Annotated in this window: 17 protein-coding genes, 4 tRNA genes and 1 other RNA gene; 10 read left to right on the top strand and 12 right to left on the bottom strand. The window is 71.0% G+C overall.

Translation table 11 applies throughout. The annotated features are described in order from the left end of the window. Nucleotides 1-436: 436 nt before the first annotated feature. The 5 genes from IE107_RS31540 to purS all read right to left on the bottom strand — a co-directional run bounded on the left by IE107_RS31540 (nucleotide 437) and on the right by purS (nucleotide 5473). A complete protein-coding gene (locus tag IE107_RS31540) occupies nucleotides 437-1237 on the bottom strand; it encodes a maleylpyruvate isomerase family mycothiol-dependent enzyme (RefSeq protein WP_189547778.1) in 801 nt (266 codons plus the stop codon). A gap of 67 nt (nucleotides 1238-1304) precedes the next feature. Then, nucleotides 1305-1943: a TetR/AcrR family transcriptional regulator gene (locus tag IE107_RS31535; RefSeq protein ID WP_189547777.1), complete on the bottom strand. Its 639-nt coding sequence runs from the start codon at nucleotides 1941-1943 to the stop codon at nucleotides 1305-1307. 292 nt (nucleotides 1944-2235) lie between these two features. Continuing rightward, nucleotides 2236-4485, bottom strand: coding sequence for a phosphoribosylformylglycinamidine synthase subunit PurL (purL, locus tag IE107_RS31530; RefSeq protein ID WP_189547776.1), 2250 nt, complete (start codon nucleotides 4483-4485; stop codon nucleotides 2236-2238). Continuing rightward, nucleotides 4482-5150 carry a phosphoribosylformylglycinamidine synthase subunit PurQ gene (purQ, locus tag IE107_RS31525; protein ID WP_189547795.1) on the bottom strand — a complete coding sequence of 223 codons (669 nt, stop codon included), beginning with the start codon at nucleotides 5148-5150 and terminating at the stop codon, nucleotides 4482-4484. Before purQ ends, purL begins: the two co-directional genes overlap by 4 nt. A 62-nt stretch (nucleotides 5151-5212) precedes the next feature. Next, on the bottom strand, nucleotides 5213-5473 hold the full coding sequence (gene purS / locus IE107_RS31520) for a phosphoribosylformylglycinamidine synthase subunit PurS (RefSeq protein WP_176729353.1): 261 nt from the start codon (nucleotides 5471-5473) through the stop codon (nucleotides 5213-5215). A 384-nt stretch (nucleotides 5474-5857) separates the two neighbouring features. On the opposite strand from purS, the gene IE107_RS31515 reads away from it, so the two are divergent. From IE107_RS31515 to IE107_RS31480, 8 genes are all read left to right on the top strand, one after another. After that, nucleotides 5858-6193, top strand: coding sequence for a histone-like nucleoid-structuring protein Lsr2 (locus IE107_RS31515; RefSeq protein WP_189547775.1), 336 nt, complete (start codon nucleotides 5858-5860; stop codon nucleotides 6191-6193). Nucleotides 6194-6346: 153 nt separating this feature from the next. Further along, nucleotides 6347-6418: transfer RNA gene (locus tag IE107_RS31510), tRNA-Gly, on the top strand. A gap of 98 nt (nucleotides 6419-6516) precedes the next feature. Beyond that, nucleotides 6517-6589 (top strand) — tRNA-Gly (locus IE107_RS31505). A 131-nt stretch (nucleotides 6590-6720) separates the two neighbouring features. Continuing rightward, nucleotides 6721-7758, top strand: a complete 1038-nt coding sequence (locus IE107_RS31500; RefSeq protein WP_189547774.1) for an ABC transporter ATP-binding protein — start codon at nucleotides 6721-6723, stop codon at nucleotides 7756-7758. After that, nucleotides 7758-8585, top strand: a complete 828-nt coding sequence (locus IE107_RS31495) for an ABC transporter permease (RefSeq protein ID WP_189547773.1) — start codon at nucleotides 7758-7760, stop codon at nucleotides 8583-8585. The genes IE107_RS31500 and IE107_RS31495 overlap by 1 nt, the downstream gene beginning before the upstream one ends. Before the next feature lie 19 nt (nucleotides 8586-8604). Further along, nucleotides 8605-9927, top strand: coding sequence for a sensor histidine kinase (locus IE107_RS31490; protein ID WP_189547794.1), 1323 nt, complete (start codon nucleotides 8605-8607; stop codon nucleotides 9925-9927). Beyond that, nucleotides 9924-10535: a response regulator transcription factor gene (locus IE107_RS31485; protein WP_189547772.1), complete on the top strand. Its 612-nt coding sequence runs from the start codon at nucleotides 9924-9926 to the stop codon at nucleotides 10533-10535. The genes IE107_RS31490 and IE107_RS31485 overlap by 4 nt, the downstream gene beginning before the upstream one ends. A 22-nt stretch (nucleotides 10536-10557) precedes the next feature. Continuing rightward, nucleotides 10558-10630, top strand: a tRNA-Gly gene (locus tag IE107_RS31480). A gap of 62 nt (nucleotides 10631-10692) precedes the next feature. On the opposite strand, the gene IE107_RS31475 is transcribed toward IE107_RS31480, so the two are convergent. The 6 genes from IE107_RS31475 to ffs form a co-directional block, all read right to left on the bottom strand. Further along, nucleotides 10693-11607: a phosphoribosylaminoimidazolesuccinocarboxamide synthase gene (locus IE107_RS31475; RefSeq protein WP_189547771.1), complete on the bottom strand. Its 915-nt coding sequence runs from the start codon at nucleotides 11605-11607 to the stop codon at nucleotides 10693-10695. A 158-nt stretch (nucleotides 11608-11765) separates the two neighbouring features. Beyond that, entirely contained in the window at nucleotides 11766-13226 is a 1461-nt protein-coding gene (locus IE107_RS31470) for a N,N-dimethylformamidase beta subunit family domain-containing protein (RefSeq protein WP_189547770.1), read from the bottom strand. 239 nt (nucleotides 13227-13465) lie between these two features. Continuing rightward, entirely contained in the window at nucleotides 13466-15196 is a 1731-nt protein-coding gene (locus tag IE107_RS31465) for a M48 family metalloprotease (protein WP_189547769.1), read from the bottom strand. 316 nt (nucleotides 15197-15512) lie between these two features. Then, the gene (gene purD, locus IE107_RS31460) at nucleotides 15513-16763 is read right to left on the bottom strand and encodes a phosphoribosylamine--glycine ligase (RefSeq protein WP_189547768.1); all 1251 of its coding nucleotides are present in this window, start codon (nucleotides 16761-16763) and stop codon (nucleotides 15513-15515) included. Nucleotides 16764-16877: 114 nt separating this feature from the next. Next, nucleotides 16878-19076, bottom strand: coding sequence for a DNA polymerase III subunit gamma and tau (locus IE107_RS31455; RefSeq protein ID WP_189547767.1), 2199 nt, complete (start codon nucleotides 19074-19076; stop codon nucleotides 16878-16880). Between the two features lie 92 nt (nucleotides 19077-19168). Continuing rightward, nucleotides 19169-19263: signal recognition particle sRNA small type (gene ffs, locus IE107_RS31450), an RNA gene on the bottom strand. A 144-nt stretch (nucleotides 19264-19407) separates the two neighbouring features. On the opposite strand from ffs, the gene IE107_RS31445 reads away from it, so the two are divergent. Then, nucleotides 19408-19495: transfer RNA gene (locus tag IE107_RS31445), tRNA-Ser, on the top strand. Nucleotides 19496-19672: 177 nt separating this feature from the next. Here IE107_RS31445 and IE107_RS31440 read toward each other — a convergent pair. Further along, a complete protein-coding gene (locus IE107_RS31440) occupies nucleotides 19673-20086 on the bottom strand; it encodes a hypothetical protein (RefSeq protein ID WP_189547766.1) in 414 nt (137 codons plus the stop codon). A gap of 497 nt (nucleotides 20087-20583) precedes the next feature. On the opposite strand from IE107_RS31440, the gene IE107_RS31435 reads away from it, so the two are divergent. Continuing rightward, nucleotides 20584-21180, top strand: a complete 597-nt coding sequence (locus tag IE107_RS31435; RefSeq protein ID WP_189547765.1) for a hypothetical protein — start codon at nucleotides 20584-20586, stop codon at nucleotides 21178-21180. Nucleotides 21181-21182: the final 2 nt, after the last annotated feature.

The following is a 21182-nucleotide window of genomic DNA, read 5'->3' as shown; positions in this document are numbered from 1 at the left end:
CCATCCTCGCCGGGCGGTCCGCCTGGCCGGATGGTGGCGCTCGGTGAGGCGGCCGGCGGCCCGGTACGGGGTCCGACCGAACGCGCGTTTCGTGGCGAGCCTCACACCTCGACGCCCGGATGCGGGGCCTGCCGGGGCCTCTCGACACGCGTCGCCGACCTGGCGCAGGAGCCTCGGTACGAGACCGTCGTCGACGGGACATTGGCCGGCTGGCAGGCTCCTGTGCCATGCAACCCCAGCCTCTCGGTGACCGCTCGGTCACGTTCGTGGAACGTCGGCACGTCGATCCGGGACATGTCACGAGGGCCGTCTGCCGCTGCGCCTGATTCGGCCGGGCCGCGGGCGCCCTGGGAGCGGACCGACGCCGGACTGCTGCCGTACCCGACGGGGTCCTGAGCCGGCCCCGCACCCGATCGCCGCCCCGTCCGCTTCCCGCTCATCCCATCAGGGGCAGCAGGGCGGCAAGATCGGCCCGCTCCCCGCTCGCGGCGACCTTCACCTCGTCGAGCGCCCGCGCCCACTCCGTGCGCCCGGTGGCGAGCCGGATCCAGGTGAGCGGGTCGGTCTCGACGACATTGGGCGGCGTACCGCGGGTGTGCCGGGGGCCCGGCACACACTGGACGACGGCGAACGGCGGGACCCGCACCTCGACCGAGCCGCCCGGCGCCTTCTCGGCGAGGGCGTCGGCGAGCAGCCGGGTGCAGGCGGCGAGCGCCTGCCGGTCGTACGGGATGTCGAGGCCGGCCGCCTCGTTCAGATCGTCGGTGTGCACGACGAGTTCGACGGTACGGGTGACGAGGAAGTCGGCCAGCCGCATCACCCCGACGCGCGTCGGCAGCAGCCGCTCGTCGCCGGCCCCGGGCACCAGTTCCTCGAACCGCCCCGCGACCTCCCCGTACAGCGCGTCCAGATCAGGGCGGTCCACTGCGAGCGCCCTGGTGTCGTCCGCGATGCTCGCGGCCCGGTCCGCGGTCCTGAACGGCCACTCGACGAGTGTCAGATCGGGCTTGGCCGCAGCGGGCTCCGGCAGCTCCAGATTCCGGGTGACGGCCGAGAGCACCATGGTCAGATGTACGGCCAGTTCACGCACGGTCCAGTCGCCGAGCCGGGTCGGCAGCGCGAGCTGTCCGGGCGTCAGGGTGCGGACGGCATCCCGGACCTGGGCGAACTGCGCCAGGACCGCGCTGCGGGTCCTGGCCGGGTCGTAGCGACGGGCACGTTTCTGGGACGGCGGCATGTCCGGGAGCCTACGGCCTGCCCGGCGCGCACCGCCCCGGCGGACGCGGCGGACGACTCCGGCGGTCTCAGGGACGAATCGCGAAGTCGGCCAGGCCGCCTGCGAGCAGACCGAAACCGCGCTCGGCGAGCGCGACGGCGTCCGGCGCGATCGCGTCCGCCGACTCCCCGGCCAGCAATCGCAACTGGTTCGCCTGTATGAGCGCGTTGCGGGTGCTGATCAGCTGGACGGCCACGACCCGGGCGATGGACGGCTCCTCCCCCTCCTCGACCAGCCCTTCGGCAAGCAGGTCGAAGGAGCGCAGGGAGAACGCGTGGGCCCGGGTGAGCAGCGCCGGGGTCTCCACGATCAGCCGGCGCACCCTGAGCACCAACGGCTCGTCACTCATGCCGACCGAGGGATCGCGGCTCTCGACGCAGGCCAGGAACTGTCCGCGCACGGCGGCCAGGACGGATTCGCCGGAGGCCCGGTCCCGCACCGCGCGCGCGACATCGCCGATGTGCTCCTCCATGGGAGCGAGGACCAGGTCCTCCTTGCCGGCGAAGTAGTTGAAGACAGTCATCTTCGACACCTCGGCCGCCTCCGCGATCTCGGCGACCGAGACCTTGTCGAAGCCGCGCTCGGCGAAGAGTGCGGTGGCCGTGGCCAGCAGGCGGTGCCGTGTCTGGAACTTCTTGCGCTCGCGCAGGCTCATCCCCTCGGTCATGGCGTCACTGTACCAGGATTAATGTTGATCCCGTATTAATTTTTGACTTTATACATTTCTCGGGCCGGGGTGGTGCCCGAGTGATGCTCCTGGCGACCGTCCCGACGACCCGGCCGCCGTCGCGGCGAGAACCGGAACCGGCGGACGTGAATGCCGCCGAATTCATCACGCCGCAGTCGCTCACGCGACTCCAGCGATGAACGGAATTGCGCCGGAATTCCGTACCCGGACGATACGAGGACGACCCCGCCCGGGAAACAGGGCGGGGTCGTCCTCGTCAGGAACAGCTATGTCAGGCGAGCAGGGCCGGAATGGTCGCCTCGTGCGCCGTACGCAGCTCGCTCAGCGGAATGCTGAACTCGCCCTGGATCTCGATCTCCTCGCCGTCCACGACACCGATCCGGGCGACGGGCAGACCCCGGGCCCCGCACATGTCGTTGAAGCGGAGCTCCTCACTCCGAGGCACCGAGACGACCGCGCGCCCCGCCGACTCGGAGAAGAGGAACGTGAACGCGTCCAGACCGTCGGGCACGACCAGCCGGGCACCCTTCCCGCCGCGCAGGCAGGACTCGGTGACCGCCTGGATCAGACCGCCGTCGGAGAGGTCGTGCGCCGCATCGATCATGCCGTCGCGGGAGGCCGAGATCAGGATCTCGCCGAGCAGCTTCTCGCGGCCCAGGTCGACCTTGGGCGGCATGCCGCCGAGGTGGCCGTGGACGACCTCGGACCAGGCCGAGCCGCCGAACTCCTCACGCGTGTCGCCCAGCAGGTAGAGGAGCTGGCCCTCTTCCGCGAAGGCGACCGGCGTACGCCGGGTGACATCGTCGATCACACCGAGCACGGCCACGACCGGCGTCGGGTGGATCGCCGTCTCACCGGTCTGGTTGTACAGCGACACATTGCCGCCGGTGACCGGGGTGCCCAGCTCCAGGCAGCCGTCCGCGAGACCACGGGTGGCCTCGGCGAACTGCCACATGACGTCCGGGTCCTCGGGCGAACCGAAGTTCAGGCAGTCCGAGATGGCCAGCGGCTTGGCACCGGAGGCGGCCACATTGCGGTACGACTCCGCCAGCGCGAGCTGCGCGCCGGTGTACGGGTCGAGCTTGGCGTACCGGCCGTTGCCGTCGGTCGCCATGGCCACGCCCAGGTTCGACTCCTCGTCGATCCGGACCATGCCGGCGTCCTCGGGCATCGCGAGCACGGTGTTGCCCTGCACGAACCGGTCGTACTGGTCGGTGATCCAGGACTTCGACGCCTGGTTCGGCGAGGCGATTAGCTTGAGGACCTGCTCGCGCAGCTCCGCGCCGTTCGCCGGCCGGGCCAGCTTGCCCGCGTCGTCGGCCTGCAGCGCGTCCTGCCAGGACGGGCGGGCGAACGGACGGTGGTACGTCGGGCCCTCGTGGGCCACGGACCGCGGCGGCACCTCGACGATCTGCTCGCCGTGCCAGAAGATCTCCAGCTGGGAGCCCTCGGTCACCTCACCGATGACGGTGGCGATGACGTCCCACTTCTCGCAGATCTCCAGGAAGCGCTCGACGTGGTGCGGCTCGACGATCGCGCACATGCGCTCCTGCGACTCGCTCATGAGGATTTCCTCGGGCGAGAGGGAGGAATCGCGCAGCGGCACGGTGTCCAGCTCGACGCGCATGCCGCCGGAACCGGCGGAGGCCAGCTCGGACGTGGCGCAGGAGAGCCCGGCGCCGCCGAGGTCCTGGATGCCCGCGACGAGCTTCTCCTTGAAGATCTCCAGGGTGCACTCGATGAGGAGCTTCTCCTGGAACGGGTCGCCGACCTGGACGGCCGGGCGCTTGGCCGGGCCGGTCGACTCGAAGGTCTCCGAGGCCAGCACGGAGACGCCGCCGATGCCGTCGCCGCCGGTGCGGGCACCGTAGAGGATCACCTTGTTGCCGGGGCCGGAGGCCTTGGCCAGGTGGATGTCCTCGTGCTTCATCACGCCGATGCAGCCGGCGTTGACCAGCGGGTTGCCCTGGTAGCAGGCGTCGAAGACGACCTCGCCGCCGATGTTCGGCAGACCCAGGCAGTTGCCGTAACCGCCGATGCCCGCGACGACGCCCGGCAGGACGCGCTTGGTGTCGGGGTGGTCGGCCGCGCCGAAGCGCAGCGGGTCGACGACGGCGACCGGGCGGGCACCCATGGCGAGGATGTCGCGGACGATGCCGCCGACACCGGTCGCCGCACCCTGGTAGGGCTCGATGTACGAGGGGTGGTTGTGCGACTCGACCTTGAAGGTGACCGCGTACCCCTGACCGACGTCGACCACACCGGCGTTCTCGCCGATGCCGACGAGCATCGCGTCGTTGGCGGGGGCCTTCTCGCCGAACTGCTTGAGGTGAACCTTGCTGCTCTTGTACGAGCAGTGCTCGGACCACATCACGGAGTACATGGCGAGCTCGGCGCCGGTGGGACGGCGGCCCAGGATCTCGCGGATCCGGGCGTACTCGTCCTCCTTGAGGCCGAGCTCCTTCCAGGGCTGCGCGACGTCCGGGGTCTCGGCCGCGTGCTTGACCGTATCCAGGCTCATGCGTTGACCAGCTTCTTGATGATCGAGGTGAAGAAACCGAGACCGTCGGTGCGGCCGGTTCCGGTCAGCGGCTCGACGGCGTGCTCCGGGTGCGGCATCAGGCCGACGACATTGCCCGCGGCGTTGGTGATGCCGGCGATGTCGCGCAGCGAGCCGTTGGGGTTCTTGTCCAGGTAGCGAAAGGCCACCCGGCCCTCCGCCTCCAGCTCGTCGAGCACGCGCTCGTCGGCGACGTAGCGCCCGTCCATGTTCTTGAGCGGTACGGAGATCTCCTGGCCCGCGGAGTAGTCCGAGGTCCAGGCGGTCTCCGCGTTCTCGACGCGCAGCTTCTGGTCGCGGCAGATGAAGTGCAGGTGGTCGTTCCGCAGCATCGCGCCGGGCAGCAGATGCGCCTCGGTCAGGACCTGGAAACCGTTGCAGATGCCGAGGACCGGCATCCCCGCCTTCGCCTGCTCGATGACGGTCTCCATGACCGGCGAGAAGCGGGAGATGGCGCCGGCCCGCAGATAGTCGCCGTAGGAGAAGCCGCCCGCCAGGATGACCGCGTCGACCTGGTGCAGGTCCTTGTCGCGGTGCCACAGCGATACGGGTTCGGCACCCGCGAGCCGTACGGCCCTCAGGCTGTCCTTGTCGTCGAGCGTGCCGGGAAAGGTGACGACTCCGATTCGGGTGTTACTGCGGCCCGAAGGGCCTCCCTCACGGGTGGTGGTGGGAGACGGGCGGGAAGTCACTTCGACTCCTCGGCCTTCTCCACCTTCACGGTGAAGTCCTCGATGACGGTGTTGGCGAGGAAAGTCTCGGCCATCTCGTGAATACGGCTGAGGGCGGCATCGTCGACCGGCCCCTCGACCTCGAGCTCGAAACGCTTTCCCTGACGTACGTCCGCGATTCCCTCGAAGCCGAGACGGGGCAGTGCACGCTGCACCGCCTGTCCCTGCGGGTCGAGGATCTCGGGCTTGAGCATGACGTCGACTACGACGCGTGCCACTGGCACTCCCGGTGGTGGTGTGGTGCGGCTGTTTCTCCGGGGGGCTCCCCAGACCCCCGCAGGTCCCTTCAGCGTACCTGGCCAGAAATTCTACGCGAGTAGATATCGAGAGCCCTTGATCACGCCCAGATATCGGACGCGACAACACATGGGGAAAGCCATGCAAAGAAAATCCTCACCAGCGGCACACATAGAAGGCTGACACGCGGAGGTAATTGGGTGAGCTTCACATTGCGGCGCCCGCCGCTGTACAAATGATTACCGGGGAATGCAGCATTGACCCTAAACAGTCGGCAACCGCCGGCGCCGTATCCGCCTACCAGCCGGAAGGCCGGTATCAGTGCACGCCAGACGCGCCGATACCGTAGGAAAGGACCGATATCCGTGGCTCAGCGCGTAGTGGTCACGCTCTCCGACGACATCGACGGGGGAGACGCGGCGGAAACGGTCAGCTTCGCCCTGGACGGGAAGTCGTACGAGATCGACCTCAATCCGTCCAATGCAAAGAAACTGCGCAAGGCGCTCGCACCGTACATGGCGGCGGGCCGAAAGCAGACAAATGCCAGCAAGCGCAGCAAGACTCCCGTCTCGTACCGGCACACTTCACTCGCCCCCGACCCGGCGGCCGTGCGCGCCTGGGCCCGCTCCCACCGGATGGAGGTGCCGGCCCGCGGCCGGATCCCCAAGAAGGTCTACGAAGCGTTCCGCGCAGCGAGTTGACCGGCCATCCCGGCCCGCACCGCCCGCAGGGTGTCGCCGAAGCCCGCTTCGGCGACACCCTGCGGGCACCGACTTGCGCTACACCCCTGCAGGTCGGCTAAAGTCTGGAGCACGCCGAGGGGCAAGGCCGCAAAGCCAAACCTCACGCAGCGTGCGGGTGTAGTTCAGTAGTAGAACATCCCCCTTCCAGGGGGAAGGCGCAGTGTGCAATTCCTGTCACCCGCTCTGCATCGCTCTTATCGACCACTCCGGTGGATCAGGTAGAGTAATGCTCGCACCGCCCGATGGACCTCCTTTCGAGGAGTACAATGAGCGGCAGCAATGCGGACGTGGCTCAGTTGGTAGAGCATCACCTTGCCAAGGTGAGGGTCGCGAGTTCGAATCTCGTCGTCCGCTCTTGATCAAAACGAAGGCCCTGGTCATATCGACCAGGGCCTTCGTCGTGCTCCTCCTCACATGACGTTTGTCATGAGCAGTGATGACAGCTCGCACTGATCCCGTCGCCGATCCCGCGGAAATCTGTAGGCATGACCAGCGACGACATTCCAAGCAACCGCGCGGACCGGGCTGCGAACCGGGCCGCGGATTGGGCTGTGGCATGCACCACATCCGCCTCCGCTGCCACCTCCGGCCCCGCTTCCGCTTCCGGTGCGGTGATCGAGGCAACCGGTGTGCGGCGGCGCTACGCGGGCGGCTTCGAGGCCGTGGCCGGTGTCTCCTTCTCGGTGGCGCGCGGCGAGCTCTTCGCCCTGCTCGGTACGAACGGCGCCGGGAAGACCTCCACCGTCGAGCTGCTGGAGGGCTTGGCCGGGCCCGACGCCGGCACGGTACGGGTGCTCGGCCACGACCCGTTCCGCGAGCGCGCCGCCGTCCGGCCGCGGATGGGTGTGATGCTCCAGGAGGGCGGCTTCCCGTCCGAGCTGACGGTCACCGAAACGGTACGGATGTGGGCGGGCTGCACCAGCGGCGCGCGCCCGCCCGGCGAGGCACTGGAGCTGGTCGGGCTCACGCACCGGGCGCGGGTGCGGGTCAAACAGCTCTCCGGCGGCGAGCGTCGCCGTCTGGACCTGGCGCTGGCCCTGCTCGGCCGGCCCGAAGTGCTGTTCCTGGACGAGCCGACCACCGGACTCGACGCCGAAGGACGGCGGGACACCTGGGAATTGGTGCGCGCGCTGCGGGACGGCGGCACCACGGTGCTGCTCACCACGCACTATCTGGAGGAGGCCGAGACGCTCGCCGACCAGCTCGCGATCATGCACCAGGGGCGGGTGGTGACGGCGGGCACCACCGCCGAGGTGACGGCCGCCCGCCCCGCCCGCATCCGGTTCGAGCTGCCGCAGGGAGTGCCTGCGGCCCGGCTTCCGCTGGGGCTGCGGGCCGCCGCCGAGGGCCGACTGATCGAGATACGTACCCACCGCTTGCAGGAGTCCCTGGGCGAACTGCTGATCTGGGCGAGGGAGTCGGACGTCCGGCTGCTCGGCCTCGATGCCCGGTCGGCCACACTCGAAGAGGCGTTTCTCGATATCGCGCAGAGCGCGTCGGAGTCCGAGAAGGTGGCTGCGTGATGACGACCACGACGACCGGAACGACCGGCGCGGCGAGCACGACCGGCGCGACCACGGCGACGTGCACAACGCTCCGGGGCCGGCTGACCGCCCTCGGGCGCGCCGAGGTCGTCCTGCTCGCCCGGAACCGGACGGCGGTGTTCGTCGCGCTGCTGATGCCTGCCGCCATGGTCCTGGCCATGAAGTCGACACTGAAGCAGTCCGTTCTCGACGGGACCGGTCTGTCCGTCGCCGCGGCGGCGCTCACCGGCGGCATCGGCATCGTGCTGATCCAGGCCATCTACATGAACCTGGTCTCGGCCTATGTGGCGCGGCGCGAGGACCTGGTCCTGAAGCGGCTGCGTACCGGCGAGGTCACCGACTGGGAGATCCTCATCGGAACCGCCCTGCCGTCGGTCGCGCTGGCTCTGGCACAGACCGCGGTGATCGTGGCGGCGGGGACGGCCTTCTTCGGCCTCGCCGCGCCGCGACGGCCCGAACTGCTCCTGGCGGGTCTGCTGCTGGGCGTGGTGCTGCTGGCGGCACTGGCCGCAGCCACCTCCGCGGTGACCCGCACCGTGCAGACGTCGCAGCTCACCACGCTCCCGCTGTTCTTCATCTCGATGATGGGCTCGGGGCTCTTCGTGCCGCTGGAGATCATGCCCGACCCGATGGCGTCCGTGTGCGAGCTGCTGCCGGTGACCGGGGTGATGAGGCTCGTGCGGACGGGCTGGCTGGGCGGTGCCGAAGGCTCCGACCTGCTCGTGGCCGCTCTGACGGGGCTGGCCTGGACCGCGTTCGCCGTGTTTGCTGTGAAACGTCGGTTCCGCTGGGATCCGCGACGCTGAGGGGGGACGTGCTGTGTCGGTGCTCGTGCGGGGCTGGCGCCGCAGCTGGCAGAAGCGCAGCAAGCTGGAGCGGATCGATCTGTACTCGCGGCTGACTCTTTCGGTGATCCCCTGGCTCTTCACCCTGTCGTGGCAGCTGGCCCCCTTCAAGTCGGACATCCGCCATGCGCCGCTCCCGATCGCGCTGGGCGTGGCACTGCTGCTCGTGAGTCTTGTGCAGTGCCTGCTGAGCAACCGCAATGTGAAGCTGTCGTACGCCCACTACCTCGGTAGCGCCGTCTTTCCGCGGCGGCGGCAACTGCCGCCGCTGGTGCTGCTGGTGGTGAGCCTGGCGCTGCTGGCGGCGATGGCCGCTGTGGACGGGGTGGACGACGCCGGGCTGCTCCTCATGACCACGAACGCTCCGGTGGCGTTCGCGATAACGCAGGCCCTGCTGGCCCCGGTCCGCACCTTCCTGATCCAATCGTTCGTCGTCACCGCGCTGAACGTCGGTGTTCTCGCCACGGTAGGAGTGCGCGGCGGGACACTGGCGGGGGTGGTGCCGACGACACTCTTCGGCTGCATACTCACGCTGATCTCCGTACGGCCCAGTGCGTGGAGCATGGCTGTGATGTGGCAGGCCGAGGAGGCCCGGGATCTTCAGGCCCGACTGGCGGTCGCCGAGGAACGGCTGCGGTTCGGGCGGGACTTGCACGACGTACTGGGCCGCAATCTCGCCGTGATCGCGCTGAAGAGCGAACTGGCCGTGGAGCTGGCACAGCGCGGCAGGCCGGAGGCGGTGGACCAGATGGTCGAGGTGCAGCGGATAGCCCGCACCTCGCAGCAGGAGGTGCGCGATGTCGTGCGGGGATACCGGGAGGCCGATCTGAGTACGGAACTGGCCGGTGCCCGGGGGGTGTTGAGTGCGGCCGGGATCAGGTGCGAGGTGACGGGGGACACCGGCGACCGGCTGCCCGCCCCCGTGCAGTCGGCGCTCGGCTGGGTCGTGCGGGAGGCGGCGACCAATGTGCTGCGGCACGGCGATCCGCGCCACTGCACGATCCGGCTCAGAACCTCGGCGGACGCGGTCGTGCTGCTGGTGGAGAACGACGGGGCGGTGGCCGCCACGAGACCCGACGGGAGGTCCGGGGCGGGTGACGGCTCCGCGTCGGGCGGCTCCGGGCTGGCCGGGCTGCGGGAGCGACTGCGCGTGGTCGACGGTTCGCTGGACGCGGGCCCGGCGGGGAACGGCTTGTTCCGGCTCACGGCGACGATCCCGCTCGGACCGGCGACGCCCCCGGCCCGCCTCGGGAAGCCACCTGTCGCCCGGGAGGCACCCGTACTTCAGGAGGAACGACGATGACGACCGTACGGGTGCTGCTCGCCGACGACGAGCATCTGATCCGGGGCGCGCTGGCCGCGCTACTGGCCCTGGAGGACGACCTCGCGGTGGTCGCGGAGGCTGCGACCGGCCCGGAGGCGCTGGCCATGGCGCGGGCCCATCGGCCCGATGTGGCGGTCCTCGATCTGGAGATGCCGGGTGCCGACGGTGTGAGTGTCGCCACATCACTGCGGACCGAACTGCCCGGCTGCCGGACGATGATCGTGACGAGCCACGGTCTGCCCGGACATCTGAAACGGGCACTCGCGGCGGGCGTGCGGGCCTTCGTTCCGAAGACCGTCAGCGCCCGGCAGCTGGCCGGGATCATCCGCACCGTGCATGCCGGAAACCGTTACGTGGACCCGGAGTTGGCGGCCGACGCGATCTCCGCCGGCGACTCCCCGCTGACCGCGCGCGAGACCGAGGTGCTGGAGCTGGCGGCGGACGGTGCACCCGTCGCGGAGATCGCGGAGCGGGCATCGCTGTCGCAGGGAACGGTCCGGAATTACCTCTCGGCGGCCGCCTCGAAGCTCGGTGCGGAGAATCGCCACGCCGCGGTGCGTCTCGCAAGGCAGCGCGGATGGGTATAGTGGTTCTCGCGCTTCGGCGCTTGCGGACGTAGCTCAGTTGGTAGAGCGCAACCTTGCCAAGGTTGAGGTCGCCAGTTCGAACCTGGTCGTCCGCTCGGTTCAGCAAGAAGCCCCCAGCCTTCCGGCCGGGGGCTTCTTCGTGTTCCGGTGGCAGGCCCTACTGCCAGGGCGTGCCGGTGAGGAGTTCGTACGCCTCCAGGTACTTCGCCCGGGTCACGTCCACGACCTCCTGGGGCAGCGCAGGCGGCGGCTGCTCGCTCTTGCGGTCCCAGCCGGAGGCCGGCGAGGTCAGCCAGTCGCGGACGAACTGCTTGTCGTAGCTGGGCTGGGCCCTGCCGGGCTCCCAGGCGGCCGCGGGCCAGAAGCGCGAGGAGTCCGGGGTGAGGACCTCGTCCGCGATGATCAGCTCCTCACCGCCGTCGGCCGTGGGGGCGAAACCGAACTCGAACTTCGTGTCGGCGAGGATGATGCCGCGCTCGCGCGCGATGTCACGCGCCCTGCTGTAGACGTCGAGCGTGGTGCCGCGCAGCCGGTCGGCGGTCTCCGCGCCGACCTGTCGGGCCACCTCCTCGAAGCTCACGTTCTCGTCGTGGTCGCCGACCGCCGCCTTGGTGGCGGGGGTGAAGATCGGCGCCGGGAGTTCGGAGCCGTCGACGAGCCCCTCGGGCAGGTCGAGTCCGCAGACCGTGCGGGACTCCTTGTACTCGACGAGGCCGGAGCCGGTGAGGTAGCCGCGGGCGACACACTCGACCGGGACCATCCGCAGCGACTTGCAGATCAGGGTGCGGCCGGCCCAGTCCGCAGGGGCGCCGGCGGGCAGCTCCGTGGACAGCACGTGGTTGGGCACCAGGTCGGCGAGCTGGTCGAACCACCACAGCGAGAGCCGGGTGAGCACCCGGCCCTTGTCCGGGATCTCGGTCGGCAGCACCCAGTCGTACGCGGACATGCGGTCGCTGGCGACCATGACGAGGTCGCCCGCCTCGTTCCGGTACAGGTCGCGCACCTTGCCCGTGTGCAGGTGGGTGAGCCCCGGGACCTGCACTGGCTCGGGCTTTTCTACAAATCCGGACACGCTGCCTCCGCGTAGGTTGATCCAGGAGTTGTTCCGATTCTCCCGTATCGCGTGCGGTGGGGTGGAACGGGGGCTTCCGTGGTGCCGACTGCCGTGGGCCCGGGAGCGATTCGGCCGCCATGGCCCCGGGTGGCCGGGTGCGGCGGCCCGAGTGCGGTTCAGTCGCGCTTGCAGATGCGGTCGAGGAGGTTGGCGGTGGCCCGCTGGATGCGGGGGTCGACATGGCCGGGGCGGTCCAGCGCCGGAGACCAGGCGAAGGTGCCCGAGGAGAAGACGATCGCCCCGGACGGGGCCCGGTACACGGAGGTCTCCTGGTGGCGCTTGACGCCCTCGCTGTCCGGATACGGGGAGTGGGCGAGCAGGATGCGGCTCTCGTGCTCGGGGAGCGGGGTGCGCGGGAAGTAGCGGTCGGCCTCGCCGGCGACCAGGCCGTCGAGCTCGTCGCCCTCGCCCGCGCCCGTCGCCTCCCAGAGCCAGTGCTCGGCGTTCCGTACGACCAGGGGGTGGGGGTCGAGGACCCGGCCCGCGTACTGGATCCCCAGGAGCTGCTGCTCGGGGCGGTCGATCTCGCGCCAGAGGGCGGGCTTTCCCGGACCGCGCCGCTTGCGGCAGGTGAGCAGGCGGTCCGGGACGCCGGACGGCGACGGGGAGAGGCTGACCTGCCAGTACATGGTGTTGGCGGAGAGGAAGACCAGCGAGGTGCCACCGTCGCGGGCGCGTTCGACCGTGCGGCGCATGGGCACCGACCAGTACTCGTCGTGGCCGGGGAAGACCAGCCCCCGGTAGCGGGCCGGGTCGACGCGGCCCGCGTGCAGATCGCGGGTGTCGGCGTACGCAATGTCGTAGCCGTAGCGCTCGGCCCAGCGGATGAAGTCGTAGGCGTGGCCGACATGGAGCGGCAGACCGGCGCCCGCGTAGGGGCGGTCGAAGGAGACGGTGACCGCGGCGTCCTCCTCGCCCAGGAGGCAGCCCTGCTCGTCCCAGGCGTGGTAGAGGCTGGCGCCGGTGCGGCCGTCCTCCGGGTAGAGGTTGTACGCCTGCCAGGTGATGTCCGGCAGAACCAGCAGCAGATCGGCCGACTGGTCGTCGCGGACCGTGAAGGGGATGTGGGAGCGGTAGCCGTCCACCGTGGTGAGCACGGCGACATACGCGCCGATCGACCAGTAGCTCGGGATCTGCAGCCGCCAGGACTGCCACCAGTGGTGGCAGGAGACCGTGCGGTCGGCGGTGAGCGGCGGAGGCTGCACGATGCCGGAGAGCCGGGGGCTGGTGGTGATCTGGGCGGCGCCGTCGCCCCCGTAGTGACCGATGCGGTAGATGTCCACGGAGAACTGCTGGGGCGGGTCCACGGTGATGTGGAAGTCGACCGCCTCGCCGGGGGCGGCGGCGCCTGTGGAGATGAAGCCCTTGATCTGGCGGTGCACATCGTCGGCCGTACGCGTGCCGCCGTCGGTGGAACGGGCCAGGGCGGGATCGGCGTACCAGGGGACGACCTGCCCGGTGTCGTCGAAGTAGTTCTCGCTGCCGCGCAGCCAGGGCAGGGGGCCCTGGCCGAAGGGGTCGGAGACGGCGTGCGCGAGGGCACCCGACTCCCATCGTCGGATCTGCTCCGCCCCCATACCGTTTCCCTCCCTCAAGTCCCCCGGGACAACAGTCGACGGCCGATGGCGATGGCCGATCGCCAGTGGCTGACCGCCAGTGGTCATGCGTCATCCGTGCCCCAACAGCGGTGCGCCGACTGTCAGCGTCAACCCCCAGCACATCACATAACGCATGTGATCCGTCACCGTTCGTTGCGAATTGACGTGAACGGAACGTACCGTTCCGCGCGTTCGGTGTGACGGACGGGGCTGCTGGGTCAGACGAGGCGTACGGGCTTGTCGGTGCGTACGCCGATCGAAACGAGCCAGGTACGCAGCGGTTCCGCGTCCCCGTCCTCGACCAGGCTGAGAACAGGACTGCTCAGGTCCGCCCGGCGCTCGCCGTCGATCAGCAGCGCGGGGCCGTCGAGCCAGTCGAGGCCGGGCGCCGCGCCGGCCGTGTCCACCGCCGCGCAGCAGACCATCGCCACGACGTGGTCGGCGAGCAGTTCCGTACCCGTGCGCGGTGGCTGGAGCGGGAAGAGCGGGAGGGGGTCGGGGCCCCAGGGATCCCGGACGTCCCCGCCGGTGCCCGCGGCGGCCGGGGCACCCGCCGGGCCCGACGGGCCCACGGCCCGGTGCTGCCGGGCCGCCGCCTCCTCTCGGGCCACCGCGGCGCTGATCCCGGCGGCGAGCTCCTCGCCGACCCCGGTCCGGCCCGCCAGGTGCTCGACGACACGGGCCAGCGTGGGCGCCGCCATGGCGGGCTCCGCCGCAGGGGCGGGCGCGGGGGTCATCGAGTCGAGGACGCGGTGCAGGCGCGCAGCCTCGGCGCGCCACTTCCGGTCGACGACCTCTTCCGGGTACTGCTGCCAGTCGACCGGCGACCAGTCGGGGCCCGGACGGGCCGGGCCGCCGTGGAACAGCCGGGCCGCCAGCAGCGACGCCGCCTCGTCGGCCGCGCCCGGCTCCTCCAGGAGGTCGCAGGCGGGGCGCTCACCGAGCCGGGAGGCGAATCCGTCGGCGAGCCGGTCGCGCCGGGACAGCTCGGTGAGGGCGGCCACGACGCCCGCGTCCAGCCGGGACGGCCAGCGGCCCATCCGCCAGGCGGGCAGCGCGACCCGGGTGAGCAGCCGGTCCCAGCCCGCGTAGGCGAGGCCGACCTGCTCCTGGGCGACGATCCGCAGGCCGTAATCCACACCCTGTGCACGGACCGAGGCGGCGGCGGCGACGCTCCGCTCCATCTCCGCCGCATGGCCGCGACAACTTCGCAGCAGCAGCCCGGCGATCCAGCCGACGAAGGCGCGGGGCACTCTGCGGACCCCGGCCAGCGGTCCCGGCACGGGCGCGGCGGCGTCGGCGACCGCGCCGTCGAGCCCTCGTACGAAACGGCGCGCCGCGGCTATGTCGGGGTGCGCGGACGGGCCAGTGCCGGCGACGACCGGGGCGAGCACCGCCCGTAGCTCCGCGACCCGCATCCACCACAGGAACGGCGATCCGATGACCAGCACCGGGGCCGCCTGGACCCGGCGGCGGGGCCGGGCCGCGGCACGCGCCGCCGTCTCCGGGCCGGTGCCCGCCAGGGGCTGCGCCGAGGGGTGGGTGCGGTCCTCCAGCCAGCTGTCGCAGTCGGGCGTCAGAGCTATCGCCGAGGGCGCGGGAACGCCGAGCCGGTCGGCGAGGTCCCTGACCAGGCGGTAGAGATCGGGGGCGGCCTTCTCGGGGAGCGGGACGGTCGGGCTGATCGCCGGCCTCGCCCGTACGATCGCGACCGCGACGGCCGCGGCGAGCAGGAGCACCACGACCGCGCAGACCGTCACGGCCCAGCGCGCCGTGTCCCAGCCGCTGCCCACGGCGAGGCCCTGGGCACCCGCCACGAGCAGCACGACGGCCACCGCCGCCGGCAGGATCGCCACGGCTGTCGCCCTGCCTCGGATGCGCAGCAGAGCATGAGCTCGGGAACGCGCACTCAGCGCACCCAGCTCCTCACTTGTACCGGTACCGGACACGGCCGGACGTCACCCCCCTCTGCCCCTGCGGCGGTGTTGTTCACTCCCCCACTGTGGCACCCGTCACCGACATCGCAATGCCAGTGGGCCAAGTGCCGGAATGCTTGCGCCGCACCCTAGTTGGGGCGTCGGCGGGCGTCATCCGGATGGCCCAGTCGTCACTCGATGGAATGGCTTTGGGTAAAGGTGCTGACGCGCCGCCGTCCTTGAGGCAGCGGCGCGTCGGGGCACGTCAGCAGGGTGAGAATTCGGGACGAGGAACGCGGGACGCGGGTACGGGGCGCGGGAGGACGGTCTCGGCTCCCCGCTGACCGCCTCAGCCCTCCGCGGCCTTCCGGGCGATGTCCGTACGGAGCTGCGAGCCGTCGAGCCGGATCCGGGCCGCCGCCGTGTAAGCGCGCTCCCGGGCGCTCGCGAGGTCCTTGCCGGTCGCGGTCACGGACAGCACCCGGCCGCCCGCGCTGACGATCGTGTCGCCCTCCCGCCGGGTGCCCGCGTGCAGGACGTACGCGTGCGGGGCGTCATGCGCGGCCACCTCGTCGAGCCCCTCGATCGGATCGCCCGTGCGCGGCGTACCCGGGTAGTTGTGCGAGGCGATGACGACGGTGACCGCGGCCTCGTCGCGCCACTTGAGCGGAGGCAGCTCGTCGAGCGTGCCGTTGGCGGAGCCGAGCAGGACACCGGCCAACGGGGTCTTCAGGCGGGCCAGGACCACCTGGGTCTCGGGGTCACCGAAGCGGGCGTTGAACTCGATCACCCGTACGCCGCGCGAGGTGATCGCGAGACCCGCGTACAGCAGCCCGGAGAACGGGGTGCCGCGGCGGCGGAGTTCGTCGACGGTCGGCTGGAGCACCGACTCCATGACCTCGTCGACCAGCTTGGGGTCGGCCCACGGGAGCGGGGAGTACGCGCCCATGCCGCCGGTGTTCGGACCCTCGTCGCCGTCCAGGGCGCGCTTGAAATCCTGCGCGGGCTGGAGCGGCAGCACGGTGGTGCCGTCCGTGATCGCGAAGAGGCTCACCTCGGGGCCGTCGAGGAACTCTTCGACGACCACGCGGCCGCAGGCCAGGGCGTGGGCGCGGGCCTCCTCCACGTCGCCGGTGACGACGACGCCCTTGCCCGCGGCGAGACCATCGTCCTTGACGACGTACGGGGCGCCGAAGGCGTCGAGGGCGGCGTCGATCTCGGCCGGGGTGGTGCAGACGTAGCTGCGGGCGGTCGGGACGCCGGCCCCGGCCATCACGTCCTTGGCGAACGCCTTGGAGCCCTCCAGCCGGGCCGCCTCGCCGGAGGGGCCGAAGCAGGGGATGCCCGCGGCGCGCACGGAGTCGGCGACCCCGGCGACGAGCGGCGCCTCCGGGCCGACGACCACCAGTTCGGCGCCCAGGTCGGTGGCGAGGCGCGCGACGGCGTCGCCGTCGAGGGCGTCGACCGGGTGCAGTTCGGCCACCTCCGCGATGCCGGCGTTGCCGGGAGCGCAGTACAGAGCGGTGACGTCGGGGTCGAGGGACAGAGAGCGGCACAGGGCGTGTTCGCGGGCGCCGCCGCCGATGACGAGGACCTTCACGGGTGCAGCCTAGCCGCCGGGGCGCGGCGCCCTTGACGGGACGCCGCTCCGTGGACACCCCGGGGAGCCGCGGCGGACGCCTCGGCCGCCGGGACGCACCCTGGCCGCCGCCCGCTATTCGTTGGTGAACTCCTCGACGACCGTGGCACCCAGCTCGCGGACGATCAATTCGTGCCCGGAAAGCGCCGAGTCGACGAGATCCGGGTCGTCGGCCTCGGGGATGTCGTCCTCGGGGGCAACCGCGCGTGGCGGCTCGGGCGCGGAATACGGCTGCGGCGCGGGCTCCGGAGCGGCTGCGGTGCCCGGCTGCTGGTACCCCGGCTGCTGCTGACTCGGCTGCTGGTGCTGCGGGGAGGCGGCCGGCCGGGGTTCGTGACTCTGCTGGGGCGCGGGGGCCTGGTACTGCGGCGGGGGCGGGGCGGCGGGGCGGCCGCCGGTCTGCGGGGGTGTGCCGGCGCCGCCCGACGGGTCGACGACGGCCTCGATCTTCCACTGCGCGTTGAACCGCTCGGCGAGGGCCTGCCGCAGCACGTCCTCGCTGCCGCTGCTCGCGAAGTTGTCGCGGGCGCCGGCGTTGAGGAAGCCGACCTGCAGGGTGCTGCCGTCGAAGCCGGTGACCTGGGCGTTCTGGCTGAGCAGGATCCAGGTGAACCGGCGGCGGTTCTTCACTGCCTCCAGGATGTCCGGCCACATGTTCCGCACCTGGCCGGCGCCCTGGGCCATGCCCGGACCCGGCTCGGCTGCGGCCGGCCCCGGGGCCGGGGGCGCCGCCTGGGCAGGAGCGGCGGCCGGAGCGGCCTGCGGGGCGGGCGACCGGCCCGGGGCGGAGGCGGTCGGCCAGCCGCCGGGGCGCCGGCCCGATTCCGGCGCGGCCGCGGTGGGCCAGGCACCGGGACGCTGACCGCCCGCGGGAGCCGGTGCCTCGGCCGGCGGCTGCGGGGCGACAGGGGCCGCGGGCGGTGCCGCGGCGGGGGCGGACGGCGGCGCCTGGACCGGCGCGGGCACCTCGCCCCGTACCGCGGCGCGTGCGGCGGCGGGTCCCGCACCGGGCTGCACGACGGGGGCCGTCGGCGCGGCGGGTGCGGGTGCGTGGGCGAGTGCCTCGGGGCCGGGTACGTACCCCATGGCAGGCCCCGGGCCGGTGGTCGCGAAGGAAGCGCCCCGCTCCAGCCGGTCCAGCCGGGCCTGGAGCGAACGCTCGTCGTCGAAGGCGGCGGGCAGCAGCACCCGGGCGCAGATCAGCTCGACCTGGAGGCGCGGCGAGGTCGCCCCGCGCATCTCCGTGAGCCCCTCGTTGACCAGGTCGGCGGCGCGGCTCAGCTCGGCGGCACCGAAGACGGACGCCTGGGCCTGCATCCGCTCGACGACATCGGCGGGGGCATCGATCAGCCCCTTCTCCCCGGCGTCCGGCACGGCGGCCAGGATCACCAGGTCGCGCAGCCGCTCCAGGAGATCGGCGACGAAGCGGCGCGGGTCGTTGCCGCCCTCGATCACCCGGTCCACGACCTCGAACGCCGCGGCCCCGTCGCCCGCCGCGAAGGCATCCACGATGGAGTCGAGCAGCGAGCCGTCCGTATAACCGAGCAGCGAGGTCGCCATGGCGTATGTCACACCGTCGTCGCCCGCGCCGGCCAGCAGCTGGTCCATCACCGACATCGAGTCACGCACGGATCCGGCCCCGGCCCGCACGACGAGCGGCAGCACGCCGTCCTCGACAGGGCTGTTCTCCCTGCCGCAGACCTCGGCGAGGTAGTCGCGCAGCGTCCCCGGCGGCACGAGGCGGAACGGGTAGTGGTGGGTACGCGACCGGATGGTGCCGATGACCTTCTCGGGCTCGGTGGTCGCGAAGATGAACTTGAGGTGCTCCGGCGGCTCCTCGACCACCTTCAGCAGGGCGTTGAACCCCGCCGACGTGACCATGTGCGCCTCGTCGATGATGTAGATCTTGTAACGACTCGACGCGGGCCCGAAGAACGCCTTCTCCCGCAGATCACGGGCGTCGTCGACGCCACCGTGCGAGGCGGCGTCGATCTCGATGACATCGATCGATCCCGGCCCGTTGCGCGCGAGATCCCGACAGGACTGGCACTCGCCGCACGGCGTGGGTGTCGGCCCCTGCTCGCAGTTCAGACAGCGGGCCAGGATGCGCGCGCTGGTCGTCTTGCCGCAGCCGCGCGGACCGCTGAACAGGTACGCGTGATTGACCCGGTTGTTCCGCAGCGCCTGCTGCAGCGGGTCGGTGACATGCTCCTGCCCAATGACCTCGGCGAACGACTCGGGGCGGTAGCGGCGGTACAGCGCAAGGGACGACACACATACGAGGTTATCCGGGCGGACCGACAACCGGCCCCGGACCGTGCGAAGCGCCGCCCGGCGCACCCGGGAAACGCAAGGCCCCGGGAAACACAAGGGCCCCCCACGCACCCGCCAGAGCCGACCTACCCTTGCTGCCTTCCGGCCCTGGGGGAGTTCAGTCAGATAGCGCCACGTGAGGGGCTGACGCCCACCTTAGCCGATCCCCACCCCTGCCGGTCCACTCCCCCTGCCTTCCACGACCGCCGGAAAGGAACCCGGAAAGCCTCCGGAGCGATCCCGAGGGGAACGGGTTCGCGACCACTCCTCAACGTCTTGTATTGTTTGCCGCGGAGGATTCGCCTAGTGGCCTAGGGCGCACGCTTGGAAAGCGTGTTGGGGGCAACCCCTCACGAGTTCGAATCTCGTATCCTCCGCCAGTGCCTCACCGGGCACGTTGTCGAAGGGCCCCACCGTTCGCGGTGGGGCCCTTCGACGTTCTCCGCCTCATTTTCCGTCTCGGTCGGTCTTGGGCGGCTCCCGGAGCGCGTCTCCGACTCCTCCGCGACCTTCCGGAGCATCGGGCCCGTGGACCGACCGGCGATTGCCGGTCGTTCTCAGTGAGCTCTGCGGCGCAGGCTCCGCACGAAGAGCGGCACCGACAACAGGAGCAGGGCTCCTTCGACGGCCAGGCTGACCAGCCCGAGCGGTTCCGTCCAATTGCCGATGTCATCGCTGTAGCCGGGGAGTCCGGTCCGCCTGGAGAGGATGTAGCCCAGCAGGGGGCCGACGGCGACCCCGACCGCCAGCAGCCATCCCAGTCGGACGAGGCCGATGAGGATCAGCACGGCGGCGACCACGGCCGCGATCTCCAGGACGTGGTAGGCGACGCCGACATAGTGGGGGTCTCTCGTCGTCGTGATGCCGCCTTGGTCCACGACATGGATGGCGGCCACCACGAGACACAGCAGAGCTCCCGCCCACCTGGCCGCCCAGGTGGCCTCCGGCGCCGAAGCGGTGTGGTGTGACATGCGGCGACACCTTCTCCCTCCCTCGGCAGCGCGTGTCCGCCGTGCCGCGATCCCATCTGGCTGGTCGGCTCCCGAAGAGGCGGCGCGCCGCACCTGTGTCAGGTACCAGCCTCAGCAAACGACTGCTCGCCGTCGCGTCCGACGGTGCAGACGAGTGGCGCGGAAGAGACGGCGACGCGGACGGCGCTCCTCCACCCGTGGCCCAGGCGTCCCTGGCGCCCCCTCGATCGGCACAGCTCAGTGGCCGCCGGGCGGTGGGTCGTCGTGGGTCCCGCGCCGGCTCTCCGCGAGCGCCTGTTCGAGCTGCTTCTGCGCTCGCCGTTCGATGCCCTCCCAAGGTCATGCACCTCGTACGCGTACCCGGCTGTCGTCACTCGGGGGAAAATGTGTCCTCCCACAACGGCCCGGGGCGCAGCCCGCACTCCTTGTCGGTCGCAACGCGTTTGTCATTGCCTACTGACAGGCTTTGCGTCTCACTTCGTCGCCTGGAGGACAGCATGAGTGCCGATCTCGGTCCGCTGGTCGTAGCGCGCAGCAGCGGCAGCGAGCCGATACGGGCCAATGGCGAGACAGTGGGCAGGCTCGCTGACTTCTGGAGCTGGGCATGCTCCGACCTGGCCAACAACACCATGCGCGGCATCCTGGCCGAGTACCTCGTGGCCACAGCTCTGGGTGCCGCCACCGGTACACGCACAGAGTGGGACACGGCTGACATCCGTACGCCCGAGAAGTGGCGCATCGAGGTGAAGTCGACGGCCTACCTGCAGTCGTGGGCACAGTCCCGGCCGTCGACGGTGAAGTTCAAAATCGCGCCTGCCTCCGGCTGGGACGCCCGGACCGGTGCCACGTCAGCCGAAGTTCTGCGCCGCTCGGACGTGTACGTCTTCTGCCTGCTGCACCACCAGGACAAACAGACGCTCGATCCCCTCGACCTCGACCAGTGGACTTTCTACGTCCTGCCCACCCGAGTCCTGGACGAACGCTGCCAGGTCCAGAAGACCATCAGTCTGTCCAGCCTGGAGCTCCTCAGCCCGCTGAAGACCGACTTCACCGGCCTGCCGAAGGCAGTGTCCGCGTGCGCGGAAGATACGTGATA

Source organism: Streptomyces gelaticus, from assembly GCF_014649535.1.
In the GTDB taxonomy this organism is placed as follows: Bacteria; Actinomycetota; Actinomycetes; order Streptomycetales; family Streptomycetaceae; genus Streptomyces; species Streptomyces gelaticus.
Note: the sequence above shows the minus strand (reverse complement) of the source record. Positions and strands in the feature narration are given on the sequence as shown.

What these genes read in the sequence shown, in the direction of transcription:
- IE107_RS31540 (WP_189547778.1), bottom strand. Translation starts at nt 1,237, where the DNA reads ATGCCGCCGTCCCAGAAACGTGCCCGTCGCTACGACCCGGCCAGGACC.
- IE107_RS31535 (WP_189547777.1), bottom strand. Translation starts at nt 1,943, where the DNA reads ATGACCGAGGGGATGAGCCTGCGCGAGCGCAAGAAGTTCCAGACACGG.
- purL (WP_189547776.1), bottom strand. Translation starts at nt 4,485, where the DNA reads ATGAGCCTGGATACGGTCAAGCACGCGGCCGAGACCCCGGACGTCGCG.
- IE107_RS31500 (WP_189547774.1), top strand. Translation starts at nt 6,721, where the DNA reads ATGACCAGCGACGACATTCCAAGCAACCGCGCGGACCGGGCTGCGAAC.
- IE107_RS31495 (WP_189547773.1), top strand. Translation starts at nt 7,758, where the DNA reads ATGACGACCACGACGACCGGAACGACCGGCGCGGCGAGCACGACCGGC.
- IE107_RS31485 (WP_189547772.1), top strand. Translation starts at nt 9,924, where the DNA reads ATGACGACCGTACGGGTGCTGCTCGCCGACGACGAGCATCTGATCCGG.
- IE107_RS31470 (WP_189547770.1), bottom strand. Translation starts at nt 13,226, where the DNA reads ATGGGGGCGGAGCAGATCCGACGATGGGAGTCGGGTGCCCTCGCGCAC.
- IE107_RS31440 (WP_189547766.1), bottom strand. Translation starts at nt 20,086, where the DNA reads ATGTCACACCACACCGCTTCGGCGCCGGAGGCCACCTGGGCGGCCAGG.
- IE107_RS31435 (WP_189547765.1), top strand. Translation starts at nt 20,584, where the DNA reads ATGAGTGCCGATCTCGGTCCGCTGGTCGTAGCGCGCAGCAGCGGCAGC.